The following is a 16,016-nucleotide window of genomic DNA, read 5'->3' as shown; positions in this document are numbered from 1 at the left end:
AGACTATCCTATTTGCAAAGCTCTGCTACAACCTGTCCGATTAATTTTCCATCTGCCTTGCCTTTTAACTCCGGCATAACTGTTTTCATAATCTGACCTTTATTTTTTGTTGCAATGACATCTGCAAATTTTTCTGTCAGAATCTTACGTACTTCTTCCTCAGAAAGCATTGCCGGTGCATATTCGCTCATAATGTCATAACGCTGCTGATATTCCGCAAGTAAATCTGTTCTTTCTGCCGGACAGGAATCAATCTGTTCTTTTACGGTCTTCATTTCTTTTAAAATCACACGGTTTACTAATTCTTCTTTTATGTCATCACGACAGCCTTCATCAATTGCTGTTTTCTTCACTGCAGAAACCAGCGAAGAAATTGCATCTTTTCTTGGTTTATCTTTTGCCTTCATTGCTGCTATCATTTCTTTTTGTAACTGTTCTATCTGCATTTCTTATTCCTCCTAAAATATTTTCTACTTTTTCATTATACGCAACTTGAAAGATTTTACAAGTTCTTAAAAACCCGCAGTAGTTTACTTACTGCGGGGAATTTTTATCATTTCTCTTCTTTATTGATAACTTTTTACAATACACGCCGGACAGATATAATGCTTCGATAAGTTGCTGAGCCTGTCTTAATGCCGGTAGACGGTGAACTTGCATGGACAATCTGCCCTCCGCCCATATAAATTGCCACATGACCGGCATAGCAGACAATGTCACCTGGCTGGGCATTCTCATAGCTCACTTCACTTCCTGCCCGCTGCAATGCCACAGAACTGTGTGGCAGGCTGATTCCAAAGTTGGCATAAACGCTCTTGATAAATCCGGAACAGTCCGCTCCATTGGTGAGACTCTCGCCGCCCCATACATACGGGTTTCCAATAAACTGGCAGGCATAAGATACGACATCACTTCCACTTACTGATGTACTAAAAGGAGGATTCAATCCACCTCCCCCTGTACTGCCACCAGTAGTGCTGTCACCTCCGGTATTGCTGCCATTATTATTGTTAGCAGTTGTTGTATTATTGCCTTTATTATTATTCTGAGCAGCGGCAGCTGCTGCAGCTGCCTGCTCCTGTCTTATGATTTCATTCTGCTCATCAACAGTAGCTTTATACTGGGCTGCAAGACTCTGGGCTGATGCAAGCTGGGTATCAAAATCAGACATCTGAGACTGTTTCTCTGCAATCATGCTTTCATAAGAAGCCTGCTGTTCCTGATAAGACTGCTGTACTTCCTCTAACTCTGCCTTCTCTGTCTCCACCTGACTCTTAAGGTCAGCTACCTGCTGCACTGTCTCCTGATACTGCGTCAGCAGATTTCTGTCATAATCATAAATCTGCTGGGCATATTCCAGACGATTCAGTAAATCGGAGAAATCTGTTGCGCCCACCAGTGCCTCAATATAACTGTCATCCCCATTCTCATACATATATACGATACGCTTTTTCATAGCATCGTACTGGTTCTGTTCATCTTCCTGCGCCTGTGCAAGCTGTGCTGTCACATTATCCAGTTCAGTCTGCTTATCCGAAAGTTCTCCTTCCAGAATATCTAAGTTCATAATAATATTTACCAGATCTGCATCCAGTGCATCAATCTGGGACTGCAGTTCCTGCTGCTGGCTCTGTATATTCTCTATATCTGCATTGGCATTATCCAATGCGGTCTGTGCTTCACTCTTCTTGTTTTTAGCCTTTGAAAGAGCGCTTGCTGACGCACTTTGAAAACATGAAATTCCAAGAATTGCTACCAGTCCTGCTGCAACCAACCGCATTTTCCACATATGTTTTTTTCTGTGCATATTTCTGCTCCTTCCACTTTTGTGTATTTCCTATCATCTTAGTATAACATCATGATACCATCTTTACAATTAACAATTTATCGCCTTTTTGAATTTCTTCACTCTTTAAGTCGTTGGTTTCCATTAACTGGGAAATAGTCGTATGATTTGCCTTGGCAATTTTCCAGAGACTGTCCCCCTCTCTTACAATATATCCGGTAATTCCTGGCTGTCTCTGTAATTCTTCCATATCCCGTTCTGTAATTCTGATTTCATCCATTTTCTGGATGTTCTCCTGTGAAAATGCAATCAGATTCAGATTCAGTACTGCCTTTACCTCAATCTGGGTATTATCCAAAAGAATCGCTGACAACTGCTCGATTCCCGCTTCCAGTTCATAGTTCATATCGTCTGTCATTTCCGGGACTTCAATCAGCTGTTCAAAAGGAAATGTCTCCCGGCAGGTTCCAATCGGCATGGCATCGTCCGTAGTTACATAAAGGATTTCCACATTCAGGCTTCCTTCCACTTTAAGACCATCTGCCTGTGGCTCCACATGGTCAATAAATGCCATTCCTTCGCAGGAACAAATCTGCAGGATATTCTCCTGATTCTTCTTTAAATTCATGTGGTCTGTCAACCGGCATTTTGCATAATTCTTTGCCAGCAGCCTGCTCATGGTAACTTCTTCATAAGCTGGTGTCATCTCTTCCCGCAGCGAATATACGTCCTCTACCACATCTGTCTCTGTTTCCTTCCAGATACAGATATCTAATTCTAACGTCATATCCAGACTGATTTTCCGGTCTTCTCCATCATAATCCGGTCTGACCTCTACTTCCACACTGGCAGGTGTTACCTGAATCCGATAGATTTTTTCCTCACTGCATCCCTCACAGGCAAGTTCTCCGTTCAGTGGTATCGTCTCTTCTAACCATTCTAACCGGCGTTCTTCTTTCTGGGCATAATATAGCAAAAACAGTCTTATTTCTCCGGTAAGCTGGATTTTTTCTTCTCGTAACCTCGTTTCCACACCCCGAAGCTGCACACTTTTCCATAAAATCTGTTCTACATCTGGCTTGCTCTGGGGCAGCTCTATTTCCTGTTTCAACCGGTAATTATCTTTCTTACAGGTTTCCAATTCCAGAATATTATGCCTGTTCTGAAGGATTTCCAACGGATGTTCCATGGCTACTCCCGTAATCAGTTCCGTCTCCTTGCGCATCCGCATTTCTGCCTTCAGCATCACCAGTGCACGAACACTTAATTTTCTGGAATTAATAATTCCGATATTAATGTCTTCCAGTTCTGCTGTGACGTCCACCGGATCTAATTCATTCACTCCATCCATACTGATGGTTTCTTCAAATGGAATCTGTCCCCGCAGGCAGTCTAATTTATGCTCCTCCATATCGCTGCGGTAGAGCACATGAAAGATAAGATTCCCCTTCACATAAATACGTCCTTCTTTTACCTGTATCTCATCAAAGCGGATTTCACCTTTTTCTTTCAGTACTTTTACAATATCCGGCCGATAATCCGGTAGATTGTAATCATCATCCAGAGTAATCTGACTCATGGCACTGGCTTTTTCATAATTCATATGTATGTTCTGTTTCTTTATTTCCACTAAAAAAATCCCCTTCCTGAATGTTATTTCATTTTATTCAGGAAAAAGGGACTTTATTCTTCTAACATAATTTCATTCGGATATCTCTTGTGATGATATCTGTATAACTGAAAGATAATAACTGTGGCGGATTGCCTTCTCTTTCATCATCTACAAGAATCGTGAATACACTCGGATAAGCATTCTGTATTACACCACGCTGTACATCTACTTTATTACGACCTCTGTCCAGTTGAATCATTACACTGCTACCGCACTGCTGATGCACGGATGCCCGGACTCTGTTAATATCTGCTCTCTGCATATACCAGTTCCTCCTTTTTTATCCACGCTCTTTAGTATATCACCGTGTTAAAATGCTGTCAAAGGGAAAAAAGTACCATTTTTTCACTCAAACAACACGTTCTTGTCACATTTTGTCATCTCAACCACAATATATGGGAAACTTGGTGCCTTTGCCACCGTCTCATTCTCCCCCGGGCCAATCAGCGTTGTAACAAAACAGAGGGCATTCTGAGTCAGATAAACATCTTTTACGGAAATGCTGTAGCCTCCCGTTTCCTTCTCTCCATAACCCCTTGCAATATAGAGTTTTCCGTTATCTTCATAAGTCAGCTTGAAATCCATTTCCTTTCGTTCTTCAATTTCCTGCTTCAATTCTTCCGGCACTGCTTCCTCTTCTAACACGGTAAATTCCACGTCTTCTATTTTACTGCCATTGGTATCTTCGATACCGCAGCCTGCTGCTGCCAGTCCAATCCATGCTACCGCAAGCAGACCGGTGACACTCCGGACAGCTTTCCTTGCTTCTATTGTTTTCCGTTTCACTTTCTTCTCCCTGTTTTTATTCTTTTCATTCTATTCCAAAATCCGGATTATCATGTTGTAATTCTTAAGCTTTACCGCTATAATAGGGAAAGAAATCAGTATTTTGTTTTTGAAATTTATATCCAGAAAGGAATTCTATCTCTATGATACGAGCAATTCTTGCACTTTTATTTGCTGTTCTTTACCTGATTCTTGGTATTCCAGTTCTCTTTGTAGAATGGATTATCCGTAAATGCAACCGCCATGCCGCCGATATCAGCAGTCTTCGCATGGTGCAGTGGGCATTCCGTGTGATTATGTTTATCTGTGGCGTTAAGCTGACTGTAATCGGGGAAGAAAATGTTCCAAAAGATGTTCCAGTTCTTTATATCGGAAATCATAGAAGTTATTTTGACATTATTATCACTTATTCCAGATGTCCGAGACTCACCGGTTACATTGCCAAAGACACCATGGGAAAAGTTCCTCTTTTAAACATCTGGATGAAGCGGCTCTACTGCCTCTTCTTAGACCGTACCGATATGAAGAAGGGCTTAAAAACCATCCTGACCGGTATCGACCAGATTAAAGCCGGTATTTCCATGTGTATCTTCCCGGAAGGTACCAGAAACAAGACTGAGGACGAAATGCTTCCTTTCAAAGCCGGAAGCCTAAAGCTCTCTGAGAAAACCGGATGTCCGATTGTTCCTATGGCAATCACCAATTCTGCTGATATTCTGGAAAATCATTTTCCAAAGGTAAAACCTACCCATGTTATCCTGCAGTATGGTACTCCGATTTATTTAGATCAGCTTTCTGCTGATGACCGCAAACATCTTGCTGCCTATACACAGAATACGGTACATGAGCTGCTGGCAGATAACCGGAAATATCTTTAAACCGCAAATATTGATAAAAAAGGAACTGTAGCTTTGATGACTATACTTCAAAGTTACAGTTTCTTTTTTCATTTTTCTATATTATTATCAGACACTTCCTGTATTTACCATTTAAAAAAACATTTTCTTATGCTTCGGTTAATGCTGCCACCACTTTCGGGAATTCCATAAAATGGGATGCCTTGACTAAAACGGCATCTCCTTCTTTTACGGTAGCAAGAAGTTCTCCTGTCATCTCCTCACAGGTTGCATAGTGTTTTACGGTCAGAGCCGGATTCTGTTTCTTCGCTCCTTCTGCCAGTTTCCCGGATAATGTTCCAACACAGAATAACAAATCAATCGGCAGTGTTCCGGCATAGGTTCCCACTTCATAATGAAGCTGTTTTTCATCCTCGCCTAATTCACCCATATCTCCAAGAACCGCTATCTTTCGTCCCCCTGCCTTAGACAGGACATCCAAAGATGCCTTCATGGAAACCGGATTCGCATTGTAGCAGTCATCAATAACCGTCATGCCCTTTGTGTGAATCAGATTCGTTCTTCCGCTGATGGTGGAAGCGGCAGCAATTCCACATTTAATTTCATCCATGGAAAGGCCTAACTGTTCTGCCACGCAGGTTGCTGCCAGTGCATTATATACATTATGTTCTCCCGGAATTGGAATAAATACTTCCATGTCTCCCTGTGGAGTGTGGAATTCTGCTGTCATTCCTTCTAAGCCATGCTCTGTAACTGCATCTGCACAGACAGAAGTCTCGCAGAGATTCCTTCCCTTGATTCCATAAAATACAGGCTTTCTTCCTGCCACCTGCTCTACAGTTGAAAGTTTGTCATCATCTCCATTTAATATCACAACACCATCCGGTTTCAAATGGGCAAAGCTTTCTGTCTTTGCTTTTAAGATTCCATCTCTGGTTTTCAAATTCTCCAGATGACATAAACCGATATTGGTAATAACCATAATATCCGGCTGCGCCATATCTGCCAGTTCATGCATCTCTCCAAATTCAGAAATTCCCATTTCCAGAACTGCAACCTGATGCTCTTTTTCAATCTGAAAAATAGTCAGTGGCAGACCGATTCCATTATTAAAATTCCCCTGTGTCTTATGTACCCGGAATTTTGTGCCCAGTACAGATGCAATCATTTCTTTGGTACTGGTCTTTCCAACACTTCCGGTAATTCCCACTACTTTAATGTCAAGAGTACTCCGATAGAAACGTGCCAGACGCTTCATGGCAGTTACGGTATCTTCCACCAGAATATAAGCTCCATCTACATCAAGACTCTGCTGGGACAGTGCATATGCTCCTTTTTTTAATACATCCGGAATAAATTTGTGACCATCGACCTTTTCTCCCGGAATGGCAACAAATAAATCTCCTGCCTTTACTCTCCGGCTGTCAATCTCTACTCCGGTTACGGTATATTCTTTTGCTTCATTCCCACCTATTAATGTTCCACCGCAGGCTTCTGCAATCTGTGCTAATGTCAGTTCCTTCATATCTGCCTTCTCTGCCCTTCCTTATGCTCCGTATTTCTCCATGGAAATATCAACCAGCTGCTGGCATAACTCTTCGAAGTTTACTCCTTCTACCTTGGCTTCCTGCGGCAGTAAGCTGGTTGCTGTCATACCAGGCAATGTATTTGCCTCTAAGCAGTATACTTCATCTTTTGCATTGACTAAGAAGTCGATTCTGGAATAGGTGTCCAGGCCTAACGCTTCCGCAACTTTTACTGCATGCTTCTGCATCTCTTTTGCCACACTGTCTTTAATATCTGCCGGACAGGTTTCCACTGTGCTTCCAGCCTTATACTTATTTTTATAATCGTAAAATCCTTCTTTTGGTGCAATCTCGATAACCGGCAATGCTCTTCCTTTGATGACACCTACTGAAAATTCTCTTCCCTCTACATATTCTTCAATTAAGATTTCATCTTCCCAGAAGAATGCATCATCCAACGCTTTTGTAAAATTGCTTTCTTCTTTTACAATGGAAACACCGATACTGGAACCACCACAGCATGGCTTTACCACGCAAGGCAGCGTAATTCCGATTTCAGCCAGGCTGTCTTTTCTGTCCTTTTTCTTCATATAAATGCCCTTCGGACATGGGATTCCATTGGCTTCAAAAAACTGCTTTGCCATATTTTTATTCATGGCAATCGCACTGCTTAAATAGTCGCTTCCGGTATAACGGATTCCAAACAAATCAAAGGCTGCCTGAATCTTACCATTCTCTCCATTTTCTCCATGTAATGCCATAAATACAATATCTGCCATACGGCACATTGCGATTACATTTGGTCCAAAGAAGCAGGCAGACTGGTCTTTTCTACTCTTTCTTACCTTATCAAGATCCGGAGCCGTCTCCGGTATATCCGTTACTTTTACACTTGCTTCTTCTGAATGTTCAAAAATTCCAGTAATATCCTGTTCTTCTTCTCCATATCCCATAAACACATCCAGAAGAATAACCTGATGTCCATTCTTCCGCAATGCCTTTGTTACCATATCTCCTGTTTTAAAAGACACATCACGCTCTGTGCTCAAGCCGCCTGCCAAAACTACGATATTCATTCTCTAATATCCTTCTTTCTTTCAGATTCAAATATGTATATTACATCTCTTTTTTCAATATGTATATTATACCTTTTTTTCTTAGAATGACAAGAGAATCTCACAAAGCAATCAAGATTGGTTCTCCGGGCTTTGCATTATGATTTTCAAACACCTGAAAAAGATGCTCTGCACACTGCTGTACATCCATGGCTTCTTCCGGCTGCTCCATCCATTTTAAAATTCCGGACTTGCAGAGCAAAAGATATGGCAATACCATATATTTATTGCTCCTTGTGCAATAATCGATACCCTTATTGCATAATTCCAGCGCCTCTCTGTAAATTTCCATCTCATACAAAAGATTAGCTTCATTGTAAAGTATCATCGGATATACCTTTTCTTTTTCTTCATCATCTACTTTTCTTACTTCCAGATAATCAGATAACTGCATCCAGATGCGGAGTGCCTGCTTTCTTTCACCAAGCCGCTGTTTCTGTACCGCCATACTGTTGATAATGTTGATTTCCTCAAAGGTAAACATCCGCTTCTGCACCAGATTTGCCAGCCCCGCCGGATGTGTCAGATGTAACGCTTCTTCCAGCTTTGCATATACAAGTTCCGGATGGACTCCTTCCTTACTGTCCAGCACCGCCTTTATGTATGAAAAGAACTGTCTGGTCAGTTTATCCTCTTGTTTATGTTCCGGTTGTCTCTGCCAGAGTTCCCTGCTGCCTTCCATATCATTATTTGCTACTGCATGCACCAGCTGTCGCATATAGGCATATAATTCCATTTCTTCCGCCGTTGCATGAATATTGCATATACCCATTGTTTTTCCAAGACGCTGCATAATAGCTTCATAATTTTTCCGCTTTGGTACCACAAATCCGTTTTCAATTTTTGATAAAGTTCCAGTTGAGCAGATGCCAAAAGCAAGTTCTTCCTGTGTAATGCCAAGCTGTTTGCGGGATTCACATATATAATCCCCAAGATTGTAACAAGCCAATTCCTAACCTCCCTTTTCTCATAACCCATCGTATTGACTGTTCCAAAGAAATGTCTTATCGATATATTATAACTACTGTAGCATAAAAATAACGGTACCGCTATTGGCGTTTTGTCAAGCCTGTTGTCAAAACGTTAACTGCGATACCGCTGTCTGTTACCAGTTATCCATAAGGAACTGCCGGTGATAGTCTTTTTCGTTATATATCTAGAATTCCGGTTCAATCAGACCATAGGTGTTACCTTTTCTCTTATATACAACGTTTACATTGTCATCCTCTGCATTTACGAATACAAAGAAATCATGTCCTAATAATTCCATCTGAACACATGCATCTTCCGGATACATTGGTTTCATATCGAATTTCTTGGTACGGATGATTTTAATTTCATCATCTGCTTCCACTTCTTTTTCAATATATTCCTTACGGAAATTGCTGTTGCTCTGCTGTTTTGTAATAATCTTATTCTTATACTTTTTAAGCTGTCTCTCAATAATCTCTTCTACAAGATCAATTGATACATACATATCATTGCTTACCTGCTCTGAACGGATAATGTGTCCAGGTACAGGAATCGTAACCTCGATTTTCTGTCTCTCCTTTTCTACACTCAAAGTTACAAATACGTCTGTGTCCGGAGTAAAGTACTTCTCCAGTTTTCCAATTTTGTCCTCAACTGCTGCCTTAAGACCGTCTGTCAATTCGATGTTTCTTCCTGAAATAGTAATACGCATGATGTCCAACCCCTTTGCCATTTATTTGATACAGACTGATATCATGGTTTTATTATACTATTTTGTACGAATATTTACAAGTTTTTTGTGCAATATTTACTGTATTTTTAGAGAATTTTTCGAATATCTTTCTGAAAGCGGGAAATCTGCAGGATTTTTCAAAAGGGATTGCCTGTATTCTAAAATAAGTCTAAAATATAACTGTATTTTTTAACGCTTTCATCTGTGCTATCATTTTCTAATGCAGATAAAAACCAGAAAGGATTTGTTTCTTATGAATACTGTTTTAATTACCGGAGCTTCCCGGGGCATCGGTGCTGCTATCGCAGAAGTATTTGCCCGCCACGGTTATCAGCTCATTTTAAATTGCTGTCATTCCGAAACTGCTCTTAAGGCTTTGTCTGATGAACTTTCGGACAAATATCATGTCACGGTTCTTCCGGTTATCGGAGATGTCAGTGATCCGGATTTTATTGCCAATATGTTTGCCATGATTCACCAGCAGTCCCTTTCGGTTGATGTTCTGATCAACAATGCCGGAATCTCCCACATCGGTCTGCTGCAGGATATGACTTATGAACAATGGCAGCACGTTATAAACACCAATCTTTCTTCTGTTTTTTCCTGCTGCAAATATGCTCTGCCAGATATGCTGCACAAAAAATCAGGTCGGATTCTTAACATTTCTTCTGTCTGGGGAAATGTAGGTGCCTCCTGTGAGGTTGCTTATTCCGCCAGCAAGGGAGCTGTTAATTCCTTTACAAAGGCACTTGCCAAAGAGGTTGCACCCAGTGGAATCTCTGTCAATGCCATTGCCTGCGGCACCATTGATACTTCCATGAACGCCTGTTTTTCTGCCGAAGAGCGTGCTGACTTAGAATCCGAAATTCCCTGCGGCAGATATGGTACACCTGTGGAAACAGCTGAACTTGCTTATGCTATCGTATCACAAAGTCCATATCTCACCGGTCAGATTATTACCTTAGATGGTGGCTGGTGTTAATTTACATATGTGAATAGTTTGTGCTCCGTTGATATAATTTATCTTTCGTTTATTTTTGCCACTGGTTTTTTAACATGTTTTAAAATAGAGGTATTATTTACGAAAGATGAGGTTTGTATATGAATATCGGTTCTAAGTTACGATACCTGATTGAAGAAGCTAACATTACCCAGCGGCAGCTTGCAGATGCACTACATATCTCTCCCTCTGCTCTGAATGGATATATCAATCAGGGGAAAGAACCTGACTATGCAACCTTAGTAAGAATAGCCGACTATTTTCATACTTCCACCGACTATCTGCTCGGTCACAGTAACATCCGCAATGCCAGTCTGACGCATCTCAACAGCTGTGAGGGTGAACTGCTAAGTATCTATCATACTCTTTCCAGCTATAACCAGCAGCTTTTCTTAGAAGAATTGAAGGCTGTTGACCGGATGGTTTCCCGGGCAACAGCCTCGCCATTAAAATAGTTAATCTTCATCAAAGTAGCCGATGTATTTTACATCATACTTTCCTTTCGGGAACATTTCATGGTACAAATCTACAAAATAGTCATCCGTCATGCTTGCGATATAATCCACCACAAGCTGGTTCGGTTCTGTCTCCATGTATTGTTCCTTCGAAAAGGTTCTGCTGAACCGGTTGTTTTCTGCCACATATGCAATGTGGTGGCGGTAGAGCCAGGAATTTTCATTCTTATCCTTTGCCTCTTTCAATAACTGATAGTACATCTCTTCAAACATCGGATTCAGATTTTCCCGGATGACTTTTTCGATTTTCTCATTGTGATAGATATACTCATAATTTTCAGTCTTTGCAAGCTTCAACTGTTGAAAATATGCTTCATCCATGGAAAGATATGGTTTTCCATAGCTGTTTTCAATGATGTTAACTACCATATTATTGATGATTTCCGCATTGCTGCTGCCTATAGTATCTCCGTTAAAACCTCTGTCATCCGGCAGAAGATGCAGGCGTACAGCATCCTGTCTGTCCTTGCCAAGATATGCTATAATATCACAAATCCGCATTACACAGGCTTCCAGGGTTCCCGGCACAAGATGTTTAATTCCATCTTCCTTCTGATAACACATTTCTACTTCTGTATCCAGATCTGCAAAGGTTTTTGCCTTTTTCGGCTGATACTCCTGCTGTTCCATTTCACCATTATGACATAGGACACCATCCAGAGTCTGCAGACTGATATTTCTCTGTCCCAGTACATCCAGCACACGCACACTGTGCACATTATGGTTAAAATATCGTCCGGTCTCTCCCCGTAAAAGTGCACTTAAAATTCTCTCACCGGCATGTCCGAATGGTGCATGTCCGATGTCATGTCCCAGGGAAATTGCTTCTATTAAATCCTGATTGAGATTTAATACATTTCCAATATTCCTTGCAATCCTTGAAACGAGCTGCACATGCTGCGCCCGTCTTGAAATGTCATCATTTCTGTAAAGGGAAAATACCTGCGTCTTGTCTCCATAACGGTTATAATAAGGCAGATGCATGATTTTCTCAATGTCCCGGACAAAGGGAGGTCTCCAGAGATTCGCCCTGTCATGATTCATCTTCCGGCGCAAAACCTGTTCTTCGGAAAAAGCATATGGATTTGCCCTATGCTCTTTTCTGTCTTCTATAATTCTCTGCTGTAATTTTTCTGAAAGATTATGATATGCTCCCATTTTCTGCTCCCTGCTCATATAATAAATATCTTTACTGCTGAAGCTGATGCGTCAGTTCAATTAAATTTTCAGTCTCTGCCATCAGATGTTCTACGCTCTTCTGGTTCTTCTCGCAGGTTGTCAATGTATTATTTGTATGTGCCGCTACTTCTTCTGAAATAGCGGAAATTGTCTGGATACTATCCATGATACCTGCATTGGCACTTTCTAATTCTTTCACAATACCAGACAATGCATCCGACTGGCTCTGTACACGGTCCGAATTATCCTCTATCGTACGGAAGCTTCCGGCAGTTTCATTGACTGTTACATTCTGATGTTCAACCTGTGAAATCATGCTTTCGATGATGGTCACTACTTTTTCCAGTTCTTCCGATACATTTCTTATCAGTTCTTCAATACTGACCGTTGCTTCCTGTGTCTGAGTTGCCAGACCGGAAATCTCAGATGCTACTACAGCAAAACCTCTTCCTGCTTCACCGGCACGGGCTGCTTCAATTGACGCATTTAATGAAAGCAGGCTGGTTTCTGAAGTAATATTATTGATAATCTCAATGATGGAATACATTTTATCCATATACTCTTTTAAAGAAGTAAGTTCTGCTGCCACCTGACTGTTCGTCTGCTCAGTCACACTCACCTGTGATACCAGCTGTTCAATATTTTTCTTACCAGCGTTCAACGCCTCTGCTGTAACTGCCATGCTCTCAGCAATGCTGCCAGATGCCCTGGTTACCTGCATTACTTTTTCCTGGATTGCTTCTGTCTGACTTAACTGATTCTGCACCGCTTCCGCTGTATCTGTTGTTCCGCCGGTCAACTCTTCCATGGCATTTCTGGTATCACTGACACCACTGCCAAGTAATTCTACTTCATCAGACATTCCATTAATTTTCTTTGTCATGGCATCAGATACTTCTAAAATTTTCTGAAGCATGGTATCAGACTGTCCCTTCGCCTGATTCATTTCACCCAGCCGTGATAAAAACGATTTCTGTAAAACAGCAGAACTGCAATAAGAAAATGCTGTTGTCAAAATCAGTATAATAATCTCTGTTCCATAGAAAGCAGGTCCCTCACCTTGGCCTTTCATGGTATGTACTACAATAGAAATAAGATTTACGATAATTGCTCCAATTCCAAGTTCCAATGCATATTTCGAATCTGAAAATACAGAAATCAAAATAAACATCGGTATTACATATACAAAAACCAACTGATCGCCGGCACCTATCAGTGCCACCGTATAATATACTGCAAATCCAATCCCCAAAAGATGCTTGATTGCTTTTGTCTCCTGATCTTTCCTATAGCAAATCCATTCTGCCACCACCGGTCCAAGTGCCAGCACAATAAGCACCGCCACATAAACTACATTCTTGGAAGTTTTGAAAATTTCCAAAAAATTAACCAGTGCCAATAAGATTCCCATAATTGTATGCCCTGTCATTGCAGTCTTATTTACTCTTCCTTGTTCTGTCAATTCTTTCATCCTCCCATATATAACATATATAAACTGTAATTTTTGAACTTTACCAGCAATTTTATTATACCTTTCTCTACATAAATTGAAAAGACTTTTATTTATACGCCTTACCATATGCCTTTCCATTGGACTCTTTTATTATTACGTTCATAAAAAACTTGCTCTTCATCTTTAAACTGGCATGGTCATTTTTATCAAAATTGGATGTTTTTATAATGCCATTTCTGTTTTATGATAAACCGCAAACAAAGAGAAAGAAAAGAGGACTTTATGATGAAAAACGAAAGAATCTACAAACTTGTACTGACTGCTCTTATGGCAGCACTTTCCTATGTGGTATTCACATTCTTACAGATTAAAATTGCACTTCCTGGCGGAGATGCCACATCTCTCCACCTTGGGAACGCGGTATGTGTATTAGGTGCATTATTATTAGGCGGTGTTTATGGTGGAATTGGCGGTGCCATCGGTATGACAATCGGCGACCTTTTAGACCCGATTTACATTGTATACGCACCAAAGACTTTTATCTTAAAATTCTGCATCGGTCTGATTACCGGTCTGGTTGCACACAAAATCGGTAAAATTTCCACTTCCAAAGATAGCAGGCACGTTTTCAAATGGGTTGTTATCGCAAGTATCTGCGGACTGTTATTCAACGTTGTTTTTGACCCACTGTTCGGCTACTTCTACAAACTGGTTATCTTAGGAAAACCGGCAGCAGAAGTTACACTTTCTATTAACATTGCAGCAACCAGCATTAATGCAGTATTATCCGTTATCGTAGCAACTGCTGTATACATGGCACTGCGTCCGGTACTGGCAAAATCTAATATGCTGCCACGTCTTGGAAAGGAAAGCGCATGCGCATGAAATTAAATACTTTACCACCAAAACTTCTGATTATCAATGATATATCCGGTGTGGGACGCTGCTCCATGAGCGTGTCTCTCCCGGTGGTAAGTGCATGTAAGGTACAGGGAATCCCTGTGCCTACTTCTGTTTTCAGCAATCATACCGGTTTCCCTACCCACTTGAAAATTGATTTAACCGGACAGCTTAAGGATTATTTTGCTGCACTGAATACTCTTTCCATGAACTGGGACGGTATCTACTGCGGCTACCTTGGTGCCAAAGAACAGCTCCATGCCATTTCCCATTACTATGATTCTCTCACCGAAAAACCTCTTTTTATTATAGACCCGGTAATGGGTGACCACGGCAGAGCCTATCAGCATATTACACCGGAATTCTGCAATCACATGAAAGACTTTGTATCCCGGGGTGATATTATCACACCAAATCTGACGGAAGCCTGCCTTTTAACAGATACGCCTTATCCGAAGCATGACTGCACCGATTCGGAGCTTTCTGCCATTTCCAAAAAGCTTCATGCACTGGGTGTGAAAAAATGTATTATTACCGGCTGTCCAAAAGGCGACACTTTCCTTAACTATATTTCCGATAGCAGCGGAAATGTGGATACTGTTTCCACGAAAAAAGCCGGTCCGGGGTATCCCGGAACCGGCGACATCTTCGTCAGTATTGTATCTGCACTTACCTTACGGGGCTTCTCCTTACAAGAATGTACCACACAGGCAGCTCATTTTATTGCTTCCTGTATTTCCTATTCGCAGTCGCTTTCGGATGATACTTTGCAGGGTGTTATTTTTGAACCGCTTCTTTCTGACTTAGTGACACTTTCATCTCAAGAAAGAGAGTCTAAGTAACTGCCTATCAGATTTGCCATCTGGACATATTCTGCGGATGTTCCACCTGCTGTATAGTTGGCACAACTGTCCACATACTGGTCAGCTGCAGCATTTGCTCCGATGTATATGCTTTTATCAGCAACTTTTCCTGCAACGGAATTTTCTCCCTGGAACAGGTCTTTTAATTCCTTCTTATCTGCATTTTTCAGAGTTACCTCATCTATTACAAGTTTTCCATTACTGTCTACGGTAATGCCGACCTTCTGTAACGCTTCACTCTGACCGGAAATAATGCTTTTTAATTCCTTGCTGTAATTTGCAGATTTGTCTGTATCAAGGTCTGACAGGCTTTCTAAGAGACTGTTATAATCTCCGGTAAAACGCTCTATCAGTGAAATCAAATCGGAATAATCTCCGCTTTCTTCTGCCTTGGCAAAAATGGAATCCTCTCCTGTTTCACTTAATACTGCTGCACTTGCTTTGAGTGAGGATGCAGACTTCTTGACACTGTCATATTCTTCACTCTTTTTCCCGGTTATTTTGCTGCTCTTCTCTGTCTCACTGCTCTTTTTTAACAAGTCCACCACTTTTGTATCATTGTCTGTGTCCGTATTCAGCGAACTCATCAAAAGGCTGTTATTTCCTGTTACACGAATCATATTTCTCCTCCTAATTTTAAGACAAAATTGCCTCCATCC

General features: G+C 41.1%; 17 protein-coding genes. 5 read left to right on the top strand and 12 right to left on the bottom strand.

Going from position 1 to position 16,016, the window contains the following annotated elements:
- Window positions 1-8: 8 nt before the first annotated feature.
- From OCV43_RS03070 to OCV43_RS03050, 5 genes are all read right to left on the bottom strand, one after another.
- A complete protein-coding gene (locus OCV43_RS03070) occupies window positions 9-446 on the bottom strand; it encodes a GatB/YqeY domain-containing protein (protein ID WP_022244194.1) in 438 nt (145 codons plus the stop codon).
- A 134-nt stretch (window positions 447-580) separates the two neighbouring features.
- A complete protein-coding gene (locus OCV43_RS03065) occupies window positions 581-1,807 on the bottom strand; it encodes a C40 family peptidase (protein ID WP_022244195.1) in 1,227 nt (408 codons plus the stop codon).
- Window positions 1,808-1,856: 49 nt separating this feature from the next.
- Window positions 1,857-3,416 (bottom strand): DUF3794 and LysM peptidoglycan-binding domain-containing protein, encoded by a 1,560-nt coding sequence (locus tag OCV43_RS03060; protein ID WP_022244196.1) that lies wholly within the window; start codon window positions 3,414-3,416, stop codon window positions 1,857-1,859.
- Between the two features lie 61 nt (window positions 3,417-3,477).
- On the bottom strand, window positions 3,478-3,720 hold the full coding sequence (locus OCV43_RS03055; protein WP_022244197.1) for a Veg family protein: 243 nt from the start codon (window positions 3,718-3,720) through the stop codon (window positions 3,478-3,480).
- Window positions 3,721-3,803: 83 nt separating this feature from the next.
- Window positions 3,804-4,244, bottom strand: coding sequence for a protease complex subunit PrcB family protein (locus OCV43_RS03050; protein WP_022244198.1), 441 nt, complete (start codon window positions 4,242-4,244; stop codon window positions 3,804-3,806).
- 143 nt (window positions 4,245-4,387) lie between these two features.
- Here OCV43_RS03050 and OCV43_RS03045 point away from each other — a divergent pair, with 143 nt between their 5' ends.
- Window positions 4,388-5,122: a lysophospholipid acyltransferase family protein gene (locus OCV43_RS03045; RefSeq protein ID WP_022244199.1), complete on the top strand. Its 735-nt coding sequence runs from the start codon at window positions 4,388-4,390 to the stop codon at window positions 5,120-5,122.
- Between the two features lie 127 nt (window positions 5,123-5,249).
- Here OCV43_RS03045 and OCV43_RS03040 read toward each other — a convergent pair whose 3' ends face one another.
- The 4 genes from OCV43_RS03040 to hpf all read right to left on the bottom strand — a co-directional run bounded on the left by OCV43_RS03040 (window position 5,250) and on the right by hpf (window position 9,426).
- A complete protein-coding gene (locus OCV43_RS03040) occupies window positions 5,250-6,626 on the bottom strand; it encodes a UDP-N-acetylmuramoyl-tripeptide--D-alanyl-D-alanine ligase (protein ID WP_022244200.1) in 1,377 nt (458 codons plus the stop codon).
- 21 nt (window positions 6,627-6,647) lie between these two features.
- Entirely contained in the window at window positions 6,648-7,703 is a 1,056-nt protein-coding gene (locus tag OCV43_RS03035) for a D-alanine--D-alanine ligase family protein (protein WP_022244201.1), read from the bottom strand.
- A gap of 100 nt (window positions 7,704-7,803) precedes the next feature.
- On the bottom strand, window positions 7,804-8,691 hold the full coding sequence (locus tag OCV43_RS03030) for a helix-turn-helix domain-containing protein (RefSeq protein WP_022244202.1): 888 nt from the start codon (window positions 8,689-8,691) through the stop codon (window positions 7,804-7,806).
- A 207-nt stretch (window positions 8,692-8,898) separates the two neighbouring features.
- Window positions 8,899-9,426: a ribosome hibernation-promoting factor, HPF/YfiA family gene (gene hpf, locus OCV43_RS03025; RefSeq protein WP_117698857.1), complete on the bottom strand. Its 528-nt coding sequence runs from the start codon at window positions 9,424-9,426 to the stop codon at window positions 8,899-8,901.
- A gap of 274 nt (window positions 9,427-9,700) precedes the next feature.
- Here hpf and ymfI point away from each other — a divergent pair, with 274 nt between their 5' ends.
- Both ymfI and OCV43_RS03015 read left to right on the top strand, forming a co-directional pair.
- Window positions 9,701-10,429: an elongation factor P 5-aminopentanone reductase gene (gene ymfI, locus OCV43_RS03020; protein WP_117946201.1), complete on the top strand. Its 729-nt coding sequence runs from the start codon at window positions 9,701-9,703 to the stop codon at window positions 10,427-10,429.
- Between the two features lie 119 nt (window positions 10,430-10,548).
- Window positions 10,549-10,902, top strand: coding sequence for a helix-turn-helix domain-containing protein (locus OCV43_RS03015; RefSeq protein ID WP_022244205.1), 354 nt, complete (start codon window positions 10,549-10,551; stop codon window positions 10,900-10,902).
- On the opposite strand, the gene OCV43_RS03010 is transcribed toward OCV43_RS03015, so the two are convergent.
- Together OCV43_RS03010 and OCV43_RS03005 are read right to left on the bottom strand one after the other, a co-directional pair.
- Window positions 10,903-12,120, bottom strand: coding sequence for a deoxyguanosinetriphosphate triphosphohydrolase family protein (locus OCV43_RS03010; protein WP_262623385.1), 1,218 nt, complete (start codon window positions 12,118-12,120; stop codon window positions 10,903-10,905). It abuts the gene before it with no gap.
- Window positions 12,121-12,151: 31 nt separating this feature from the next.
- Window positions 12,152-13,603 carry a methyl-accepting chemotaxis protein gene (locus OCV43_RS03005; protein ID WP_227710070.1) on the bottom strand — a complete coding sequence of 484 codons (1,452 nt, stop codon included), beginning with the start codon at window positions 13,601-13,603 and terminating at the stop codon, window positions 12,152-12,154.
- 276 nt (window positions 13,604-13,879) lie between these two features.
- Here OCV43_RS03005 and OCV43_RS03000 point away from each other — a divergent pair, with 276 nt between their 5' ends.
- The gene (locus OCV43_RS03000; RefSeq protein WP_227700567.1) at window positions 13,880-14,479 is read left to right on the top strand and encodes an ECF transporter S component; all 600 of its coding nucleotides are present in this window, start codon (window positions 13,880-13,882) and stop codon (window positions 14,477-14,479) included.
- Complete coding sequence (locus OCV43_RS02995) at window positions 14,476-15,336, top strand: pyridoxamine kinase (protein WP_227700460.1); 861 nt, start codon at window positions 14,476-14,478, stop codon at window positions 15,334-15,336. Before OCV43_RS03000 ends, OCV43_RS02995 begins: the two co-directional genes overlap by 4 nt.
- On the opposite strand, the gene OCV43_RS02990 is transcribed toward OCV43_RS02995, so the two are convergent.
- A complete protein-coding gene (locus OCV43_RS02990) occupies window positions 15,315-15,977 on the bottom strand; it encodes a hypothetical protein (protein ID WP_022244210.1) in 663 nt (220 codons plus the stop codon). The genes OCV43_RS02995 and OCV43_RS02990 overlap by 22 nt on opposite strands.
- Window positions 15,978-16,016: the final 39 nt, after the last annotated feature.

The organism is Roseburia amylophila (assembly GCF_025567465.1).
Taxonomy (GTDB): domain Bacteria; phylum Bacillota; class Clostridia; order Lachnospirales; family Lachnospiraceae; genus Roseburia_C; species Roseburia_C amylophila.
This window is presented reverse-complemented; position numbering and strand designations above follow the sequence as displayed.

What these genes read in the sequence shown, in the direction of transcription:
- OCV43_RS03015 (WP_022244205.1), top strand. Translation starts at nt 10,549, where the DNA reads ATGAATATCGGTTCTAAGTTACGATACCTGATTGAAGAAGCTAACATT.
- hpf (WP_117698857.1), bottom strand. Translation starts at nt 9,426, where the DNA reads ATGCGTATTACTATTTCAGGAAGAAACATCGAATTGACAGACGGTCTT.
- OCV43_RS03010 (WP_262623385.1), bottom strand. Translation starts at nt 12,120, where the DNA reads ATGGGAGCATATCATAATCTTTCAGAAAAATTACAGCAGAGAATTATA.
- OCV43_RS02990 (WP_022244210.1), bottom strand. Translation starts at nt 15,977, where the DNA reads ATGATTCGTGTAACAGGAAATAACAGCCTTTTGATGAGTTCGCTGAAT.
- OCV43_RS03040 (WP_022244200.1), bottom strand. Translation starts at nt 6,626, where the DNA reads ATGAAGGAACTGACATTAGCACAGATTGCAGAAGCCTGCGGTGGAACA.
- OCV43_RS03035 (WP_022244201.1), bottom strand. Translation starts at nt 7,703, where the DNA reads ATGAATATCGTAGTTTTGGCAGGCGGCTTGAGCACAGAGCGTGATGTG.
- OCV43_RS03045 (WP_022244199.1), top strand. Translation starts at nt 4,388, where the DNA reads ATGATACGAGCAATTCTTGCACTTTTATTTGCTGTTCTTTACCTGATT.
- OCV43_RS02995 (WP_227700460.1), top strand. Translation starts at nt 14,476, where the DNA reads ATGAAATTAAATACTTTACCACCAAAACTTCTGATTATCAATGATATA.
- ymfI (WP_117946201.1), top strand. Translation starts at nt 9,701, where the DNA reads ATGAATACTGTTTTAATTACCGGAGCTTCCCGGGGCATCGGTGCTGCT.
- OCV43_RS03000 (WP_227700567.1), top strand. Translation starts at nt 13,880, where the DNA reads ATGAAAAACGAAAGAATCTACAAACTTGTACTGACTGCTCTTATGGCA.
- OCV43_RS03065 (WP_022244195.1), bottom strand. Translation starts at nt 1,807, where the DNA reads ATGCACAGAAAAAAACATATGTGGAAAATGCGGTTGGTTGCAGCAGGA.
- OCV43_RS03055 (WP_022244197.1), bottom strand. Translation starts at nt 3,720, where the DNA reads ATGCAGAGAGCAGATATTAACAGAGTCCGGGCATCCGTGCATCAGCAG.
- OCV43_RS03070 (WP_022244194.1), bottom strand. Translation starts at nt 446, where the DNA reads ATGCAGATAGAACAGTTACAAAAAGAAATGATAGCAGCAATGAAGGCA.